This is a genomic window from Streptomyces sp. NPDC006544 (genome assembly GCF_040611715.1).
In the GTDB taxonomy this organism is placed as follows: domain Bacteria; phylum Actinomycetota; class Actinomycetes; order Streptomycetales; family Streptomycetaceae; genus Streptomyces.
This window is the reverse complement of sequence record NZ_JBEXOV010000174.1, coordinates 1-8629: the sequence shown is the minus strand read 5'-3', so window position 1 is coordinate 8629 and position 8629 is coordinate 1. Positions and strand designations below refer to the sequence as shown.

Genomic DNA, 8629 nt, shown 5'->3' with positions numbered 1-8629 from the left:
ACGAAGTGACCCGGAGCGGCCGTACGGGTGGTGCGGCCGACGGGAAGCATGCGGGGTCGCCGGAGTCCCCGGGCGGGCGGATGCACCGTCAGGCGGGCGCTCCGCCCGTAGGGACCCGCTCCGGGCCCCTACGGGGCCAAGGCCTGGCCCCCGATGTCCGCCGCTCCGGCGAGCTGGCCCTGCCACCACACCTGCGCCTCGCCGTGTCCCATCGCCCCCCAGTCCGGGGTCCGCTCCACCTGCGCGCGGCCCAGCCGGCGGGCCAGCGCCACCAGTTCCCGCCCGGCGGCGCCCCGGGCCTCCTGATATCCGCGCAGCAGCTCCTCCCAGGACCCGGCCCCGCGCCACGCCGCCTCGAAGGAGCTGGCGTCCTGCAGCGCCTTGGCCGCCCCGCTGGTGTTGTGCGGGCGCACCACGGACGCGGCGTCCCCGGCGAGCAGGCAGCGGCCCGCAGCGGTGCGCGTCGTCTCCAGGTCGTAGATGGGCTGGACGTACACGTGCTCCGGATCCGTCAGCCCGAGCACACGGCCCCAGTACGGCGGGAACTCCCGTTCCAGCAACTCCGCGAGGTGCGCCGCCAGTTCCGCGCTCACCGTGCCCGGCGGAAAACTCGTCGGGTCGTCCAGCCGCAGCCCCGCCGCGGGCGGCGGCACGGCGTACAGCACCCAGTTCACGCGCAGTCCGCCGTCCGGTCCGCCCGGGATCCGGTAGACCACGCAGCTTCCGCCGGGGAAACACACCGTGCTGACCGCGTCGGCGGGCCAGTCCGCGGCGCCCCCCGGCAGGGAGTCCAGCCGCCTGGCGTCGAAGTGGCCGCGCCAGCAGACGTACCCGGCGTAGTGCGGCCGGGAGCCCGGGCAGACCGCCTCGCGCACCACGGAGCGGTAGCCGTCGGCGCCGACCGCGAGGTCGTACCGCTCCACCGTCCCGCCGGCCAGCCGCACCTCGGCCCCGCCGGCCGCCTGCGCCACCCCCGTGACGGTCTCGCCCTGCCGGTAGACCACCGCGTCCGGGGTGGCCTCCCGCAGGCCGCGCCACAGGAGCCCCCAGTGGTAGGAGTGGAACGGGAACGGCTGCTCCCAGATCACCCGCCCGGCCGCTCCCGCCTCCGGGTCCCGGACCACCCAGCGGCGCCGGGCCAAGGGGTGCGCGGGGATCCCGGCGGGCAGCGCTCCGCTCGCGGTGAGTTCGGCGGCGCGGTCGTCGTGCACGCAGAGCCCGACCCCCCGGTCCGCGAGCCGCCCGCGCGTACGCTCCAGCACCACCACCTCGCCCGCCCCGGCGCGCGCGGCCGCCGAAGCGAACGCGCACCCGGCGATGCTGCCCCCGACCACCGCGACCGAACCCGTACCGCCCCGCATAGCCGCTCCCTCTGCCGCGACGAGCCCCTCAGGGCCCGACACCCTACTGGCGTTCCGGGCCCGGGCGAACCGTACGTTTTCGGCCAGTTGCGCCCGGGCGGGACCAGTCGGCCGCCGGCCCCCGCCTCGGCCGGTCCGGCCCACAGGGGGCGCCGTTAGGCTGACCCGCATGGATGGGTGGATGGCGCCGAGCTCCATCGAGCGCGAGCTGTACGAGGCCAAGGCACGCGGCGACTGGGCGGGATACCTCGACGCCCTCGCCCGCAGCGAACTGTTCCTCCCGCAGTCCCGCGCACGCGTGGACGCCGAGCCCGCGCACGCCCGCTTCCACCCCAGCCCCGACGGCCGCAGCCTCGCCGTCTACACGCGCGGGATGCTGCCCGTCCCCGACCCGCACACCGTGTACACCCGCCAGTCCCTCGCCTGGTTCGCCCGGGCCTGGGACCACCGGGACCCGTCGCACCTCGCCGTGAACCCCGGCTCACCCACCGAGGCGTACCTCACCGCCACCCCCGCCGACCGGGCCCGCTGGCAGGCCCACTGGGACGCCGCGGCCCCCGCGTGGGGCCTCGCCGCCGGCGCCGTGCACTCCCTGCACACCGGCGGACCGCTGCACGGGCCCGTCGCGCACGGCCTCGCCGTCGGCGCGCATCTCGCCGTGTCCAACGGCGAGTTCTGGAACGCCCTCGCCTATCACGGCAACGGCTACGTCCGCGAGCGCGAGCGGCTGCGCGAGGCCTGGGGCATCACCACCCCCGAGGGCTGGCACGACGTCCTGCGCCGCATGCTCGCCGCCGAGATCGTCAGCCCCGTCTGGGAGTTCGCGCTGCGCGTGCGCCGCGTCCTGGCCTCCGACTTCGCCGGCCCCGTCGACACCGAGCACTGGCGGCACGCCGCCGCCACCACCCTGCGCCGCAGCGCCGAGCGGGCCGCCGAACCGCAGCTCACCCCCGACGGGGTCACCGTCGCGGAGCCCCGCCCCACGGCCGAGGTCGAGGGCGAGATCGCGGGCGTCCAGCGGCTGATCGGCCGGATCGCCCGCTACGAACAGCGCTTCCGCGCCGACGGACTGCTCGCCGAAGGCGACTGGGTCCGCTCCGTCGAGGGCTGGGACCACGGCCGCGCCTCGCAGATGGCCCGCTGGGGTCTGGCGACCCGCTACGGCACCCTCGACGAAGCCGAGCGGGCGGTGCTGCGCGCCGGGAAGGCGGCGCGGGAGACGTACCGGTCGTGGGAGGAGTTCTCCGCCGGGTACTCGCTGGCGCGGTGCCTGCACTTCGACGAGGAGGAGTTCGGCGCGTGGTACACCAGCTCGCTGGCCACGCACCTCGCGCTGACCACGGACCCCGCCGGGCCCTGGCGCAACATCCCGTGGAGGGGTTCCGGCTTCGCGTAGTCACGGAAGCCCGGGCCGCAGCGCCGCCCAGGCGTCCGCGGCCAGCGCCAAGGGGTCCGTGGCGGCCAGGTGCGGGCGGGCCGGAGCCATGCAGGGGACCAGGTTCTTCGCCCGGCGCAGGCGCTGGATGGCGGGACGCGGCAGCTCCCGCCAGACGCGCGCCTGCACGGCCGCCTCCTCGGTGGTCATGCCGATCCGGGCCAGCACCTCCCGGCAGAGGGCGGCGGGATCGCGGTCCGGGTCGCCGTCCGGGCCGGGGCCGAAGCGCCGCAGCAGGTAGCTGCGCACGTACGGCTGCTCCTCCGGCCGGCCGGCCCGCGCGAGCGCGGCCAGCGCCACCCGGCCCCACCGCAGCCGCATCCCGTCGGGCAGGCTCTCGTCCTGCATCCTGACCGTCGCCATGGCCCGCAGCGGGCCCGGGTGCGGCTCCTCCAGCAGCGGCGGCCCGGCGGCCAGCCACGCCTCGACCTCCGCCAGCGCGTGCCCGCCGGGCGGTACCTGCGTCAGCACCTGACCCCGGGCGAGCAGCGCGACCACGGGTCCCGTGAGGTGGACCTTCGCCGTGTGTCCCGCGTCGAAGGATTCCACCGAGCGCCCGTACCGCTCGATCCGCCGCAGCCCGAGCCGCAGCTCCCCGGCCGCGTAGACCTGCCCGGCGCGCCCCACCCCGCCGACGCACCGCACCAGGCACACGCCGCCCGTGACATCGGCCGCCTCGACGGCATACACCTGCAACTCGGCGATGGACACCCGGATCCCATCCCTTCCCCGGCCGGGAGGCTACCGCGCCGCACGGCCCGGCAGCACCCGGACGGGCAAGGTCATCGCCAGGTGTTCGTGTCCACGATCTCGCCGGTCTCCACGTCGATGCGGCCGTGGAAATCACCCGCGTTGCGCGTGACCATGATCAGGAGCGGCCTGCCGTCCTGCAGGAAGGCGTAGTCGAAACCGTGCATGTCGCTTGGGGCGTTCACCAGGTCGCGCGGCGGGGTCAGCCGGCGCCACTCGGAGCCGTCGGCCCGGAAGACCACCGCGTTGTCCGACGGGGTGAAGGGCGCGGTGTCGAGGGCTTCCACCACCAGCACCCGCGTCCGGTCGTACTCCCGCCACGCCGTGACGGACCGCGGCGCACGCTCGTACGACTTCTCGACGGCGCCGGCGGGCCCGCTCCAGCGGACCGTCGTGTCGCCGTCGGCCCAGGTGACCACGACGTCCGTATCCTCTGCTGTCACTTGGGAATCTCCTTCGGTGGGCCGACCGGGATCAGCCGGGCGCGGTCTTCGAACTCCATGATCTCTATTTGGGTCCCGCCGCCCGGCAGCCGGCCCAGCTTCGGATCCACCTGGGGTCCGATGATGCTCTCCTGCACGAGGATCGGGTCACCGTCGGAGATGCGGTATCGCTGGAGCAGCGACACGTCCGGCTTCCAGTCCGTGCGGACGGCCATCTGGTCGCGTACGTACTGCTGGTTGGGGACGTCGTCGAACGTACCGAATCCACCCGGACCCCTCTGGCCCGGTGAGACCACCATGTTGAACTCCTCGCCCGGCTTGGCGAAGCGCGCGACGATCGTCGAACCCTCCAGGTGCGGGACGGTGTCGCCGCGCTTGGACGGGGGCAGGGCCTTCTGTTCCCCGCCCGGCTTGGTGCACGGGGTGAGGCCCAGCGGGTCCGCCCACACGTGCGGGTTGGGGACGTAGGCGACCGGGTTGGGGGCCGGGGCGAGGCCCAGCGGGTCGCCCGTCAGGTAGCGGGCCGTCTCCGGGTCGTAGGTGCGGAAGTAGTTGTGGTGGAGGCCGGTCTCCGGGTCGTGGTACTGGCCCGGGAAGCGCAGCGGGGTGTAGGCGGAGGCGTCGCGGTTCCAGCTGGTCGTGCCCCAGAGCGTCGCCCGGGTGCGCCAGGCGACCTCGCCCCGCTCGTCGATCAGCTCGGTCGGCGTGCCGACCAGGTCCGTGACGATGGAGAAGAACCGGCTGTCGATCACCTCCTGCGGGGCCTTCGAGAGCTGCACCGCCTCCGGCGCCCTGCGGATGGACTCCGTCTGCGTGAGCGGATGCATACCGGAGTGCGTCCAGCTGATGGTGACCTCGTGCGGGTTGCCCGCCGAGCGCGTCGTCTGCTCGACGAGGGTCGGTCCGTCCCACGTGAAGACGGTTTCCTCCACGACCTCGGCCGCGTCCGTGGCCGCGCCCGCCGATGTTTCACGTGAAACATCGGACGGCGCGAGCCGCTGCTTCGCCGCCCGGCGGCCCAGCGCGTCGTAGCGGTACCGCCAGCGCGTCCCGTCCGGGGTGGTCACCTCGGTGAGCCGGTCGTCCGCGTCCCACGTGTAGTGCCAGGTGTCCGGCTTCCGGGAGAGCCGGGTCTTCTGCCGCAGGACCACGCGGCCCTGGGCGTCGTGCTCGTAGCGCACCCGGCCCGCGCGGTTGATCCGCGTGCCGGTGTAGGCGCGCTCTCCGGTGGCTTCCGTGCCCAGCTGCTCCGGCCAGGCGGCCGAGGTCTGGTTGCCCGCCTCGTCGTAGGCGTAGCGCTCCGACCAGGAGGCGGCGTCCACGGCGGTGACCCGGGAGGCCGTGTCAAGGGTGAAGGTCCGCGGGCCCGTCTCCGCGTCGTCGATGCCCAGCAGGTTGCCGTCGGCGCGGTAGCTGTAGCCGCGGCGCAGCAGGGTCCGCCGGTCCGAGCCGGTGATGTGCCGGGTCGTGAGCCGGCCCACCGCGTCGAAGGTCTGGTGCAGTTGCGTGTGGTCGCCGATGCGCCGCGTCAGTTCACGGCCGGCCGCGTCCCGTTCGAAGGTCAGTTTCCGGCCCGAGGAGGTGAGCTCGGTGCAGTGGCCGCCCTCGTCGTAGGTCCAGCGGGTCTCCGCCCCGGTGGGGGTGGTCATGCCGGCGGGCCGGCTCAGCTCGTCGTACGCGTAGCGGACGGTACGGCCGTCGACCTGCTCCTCGACCAGGCGCCCGTGCCGGTCGCGGATGCGGACCAGCCGGGTGCCGTCGGAGGAGACCGCGGCGGCGGGCAGGTCGAAGACGTCGAACTCGAACGTCGCCGTGCCCGTGGGGGAGGTCTTGCGGATGATCCGGCCGAGGACGTCCCGCTCGTAGGCGATCTCCTCGCCCAGCCCGTTCACCCGCGAGCGCAGGTGGCCGGTCGGGTCGTAGGCATAGGTCAGCGTCAGGCCGTCGAAGTCCGTCTCCGAGACCAGCCGGCCCGCGGCGTCGTACGCGTACTCCCAGGTCAGGCCCTGGGGGTTGCGCACGCCCGTCAGTCGCAGCAACGCGTCGTGGGTGTACTCGTACCGCACGCCGTCGGGGCCGGTCCGGGCGGCGAGCAGATCGAAGTGGGTGTACTCGAAGCGGGTGACCCCGCCCGCCGGGTCGGTGAAGGAGGTGCAGTTGCCCTCGCCGTCGTACGTCCACAGCGACTGGGCCCCGTCGGGGTCCACCCGGCGGGCGGGTCTGCCCTCCGGGGTCCACTCCATGGTGGTCACGCCGCCCAGCGGGTCGGTCACGCGCACCGCGCGCCCGAAGGCGTCGCGCTCGAACCGCGAGGTGGCGCCGAGGGGGTCCGAGATCGTGACCGGCAGGCCGGCCGCGTCGGTGGTGTAGCGGGTGACGGCGCCCAGCGGGTTGGTCACCGAGACGACGTGGCCGCGCTCGTCGTAGGCGAAGGTGGTGACCGCGCCCGTCGAGGTGGTGAGCGAGGTGCGGTTCCCGCGGGCGTCGAAGCCCTGGCGGACGACCGTGCCGTCGGCGTTCGCCACCCGGACCGGCAGGCCGAGTGCGTCGTACTCGGTGCCCGCGATGCGCCCGTCGGGACGGGTCGAGCGGGTGATCCGGCCCGCCTCGTCGTACTCCTGGAGCGACGTGGCGCCCAGGGCGTCGGTACGGCTGATCACGCGCCCGGCGCTGTCGTACTGGTAGCGGGTGACGGCGCCGAGCGGGTCGATCTCGGCGACGACCCGCAACCGCTCGTCGATCAGGTAGCGGCGGGTGTGCCCGTCGGCGGTGGTGACCGCGGTGACGCGGTGGCCGGTCGCCGGGTCGCGCCCGTCGTAGGTGAGGGTGAGGGCGAGGTGCCCGGCCTCGCCGCCTTCGGCGACGCAGCGGTCCTGGTCGTCGTAGACGTAGTCGTAGCGGCTGCCGTTGGTGTCGGTCCAGGAGGTGATGCGGCGGCGCTCGTCGTAGGCGAGCCGCAGCGGCAGGCCGGAGGAGTTGACGACCTCGGTGAGGTTCCCCTCGGTGTAGCCGTACGCGAGGACGCGCGGGCCGCCGGTCAGGTGGAGGGCGGTGATCCGGCCCTCCGCCGTCTCGAAGCGGAGGTGGTAGCCGCCGGAGTGGGCCATGCCGACCGGAACGCCCGCGGCGTCGTACTCGAAGACGATGTGGTTGCCGTTGCGGTCGTCCAGCTGGACGATCGGCGCGATGCCGTTCCCCTCGCCGTCTTCGCGACCGCCGGCACCGCGACCGTCGGCACCGGTGCCGTCGACACCGGAGCCGTCGGCACCGGAGCCGTGGGGGACGTGGCCGTGGGGGACGTGGGGCGCGGCCCCGGCCGGCGGGCCGAAGCGGCGGACCTGCCCGGTCGCGGGGTCGGTCACCGTCCAGTCGCCGTCCGGGGTCCGCTCCAGCGGACGGGGCGGTCCGGTGGCGGGAAGCACCGGTATGCCGGGGGCCGGGTGCGGGTAGGCGACCACGAGCCCGTCTTCGGCGACCAGGACGACGCCCGCGGCGTCGATCTCCAGGTGCTGGTCGATCGTGGAGGCCCAGGACGGCCCGAACCAGCGGCCGGCCGTGTAGCCGGACTCCGCGCGGCGGGTGAAGACCAGCGGGAGCGTGCCGGGCAGGACGAGGTCCGTCTGCGGGAGGTACATCCGGCCGGTGGCGAGGTCGACCGGGTCGGTGTGACCCGTGGCCTTGTCCGCGTCCGGGGTCTTGTGCGCGTCCGGGCCGTCGCCTTCGAGGGCCTTGCGGCCGGGTCCCTTGAGGTCGTCGAGGTGCGAGGCCGCCGAGCCGACCTTCTTCAGCGAGCCGAGGCCCTTGGAACCGATGAGTTCCGGCAGCATCTTGCCCAGGCCCTCGGACGGGTCCTTCATGAACTCGTCGAGCATCTGCTTGCCCGCGCCCATCGGGTCGTTGGCCATCGTGACCAGACCCGCCGCCGTCGAGTTCAACGCCGTCATGTACTCGGCCGGATGCGTCAGGTTGTACGGGTCCGTCGGGTTGAGCGCACGGGCGAAGTTCACGATCCCCGCCGTGCCCTTGAGGACGCCCCCCGCCAGATGCGTCTCGGCGAGGTCCAGGTAATCCATCCCGTCACCGAACTGCTCGGTGTACGAGGGCTTCGGCGGAGCCGCGTCCCGCGCCGCCCGCACCGCCGACCGCACCGTCTCCGCCACGTCGTTGCGCTGCTTGCGCGCCGAATCCAGCTTGTCCTGCGCGGCCGTCGCCAGCGCCGTCCCGGGATCGACGAAGGGGTCCGGCGGACGCGGCGGCAGCGGATCCTTCTTCGCCTTCAACGCGTCGTTGTAGGTGGTGGCCGCCTTGTTGTGCGCGTTGCGGGCATCCTCGGAGACCTTCTTGGCCTTGTTGTACTCCTCCAAGGCCTCCTTGGCCTGGTTCTGCGCCCACTCCACGGTCTCCGCGAACCGCCCCATCGCGTCCGCGGCCTTCCCGAAGGCTTCCGACGCCTTGAACCAGCGCGGCGGCTCCTTCGCCACCGACTCGCGGAACGCGTCCGCGGCCTTGCCCTTCAGCCCGTCCGGTTCCCCCATCCCCTTCAGGCCGTTGCCGACCTTGTCGAAGGACGCCTTGAAGTCGTTCAGGTGCGACACCTGCGCACGGATCTTCGACACACTGCCGTAGACCAGCTTCTTCGG

Annotated in this window: 5 protein-coding genes; 1 reads left to right on the top strand and 4 read right to left on the bottom strand. The window is 73.9% G+C overall.

The genetic code is table 11. From position 1 onward, the window contains the following. Positions 1–128 precede the first annotated feature (128 nt). On the bottom strand, positions 129–1361 hold the full coding sequence (locus tag ABZY44_RS36775) for an FAD-dependent monooxygenase (protein ID WP_356661757.1): 1233 nt from the start codon (positions 1359–1361) through the stop codon (positions 129–131). A gap of 181 nt (positions 1362–1542) precedes the next feature. Here ABZY44_RS36775 and ABZY44_RS36770 point away from each other — a divergent pair, with 181 nt between their 5' ends. Beyond that, positions 1543–2757 (top strand): DUF1266 domain-containing protein, encoded by a 1215-nt coding sequence (locus tag ABZY44_RS36770; RefSeq protein WP_356661755.1) that lies wholly within the window; start codon positions 1543–1545, stop codon positions 2755–2757. Here ABZY44_RS36770 and ABZY44_RS36765 read toward each other — a convergent pair whose 3' ends face one another. The 3 genes from ABZY44_RS36765 to ABZY44_RS36755 form a co-directional block, all read right to left on the bottom strand. After that, positions 2758–3507 (bottom strand): hypothetical protein, encoded by a 750-nt coding sequence (locus tag ABZY44_RS36765; protein ID WP_356661753.1) that lies wholly within the window; start codon positions 3505–3507, stop codon positions 2758–2760. A 71-nt stretch (positions 3508–3578) separates the two neighbouring features. Then, on the bottom strand, positions 3579–3989 hold the full coding sequence (locus ABZY44_RS36760) for a hypothetical protein (protein ID WP_356661751.1): 411 nt from the start codon (positions 3987–3989) through the stop codon (positions 3579–3581). Continuing rightward, positions 3986–8629: putative T7SS-secreted protein (locus tag ABZY44_RS36755; RefSeq protein ID WP_356661749.1), on the bottom strand; the 4644-nt coding region annotated here is incomplete at its 5' end. The genes ABZY44_RS36755 and ABZY44_RS36760, both read right to left, overlap by 4 nt.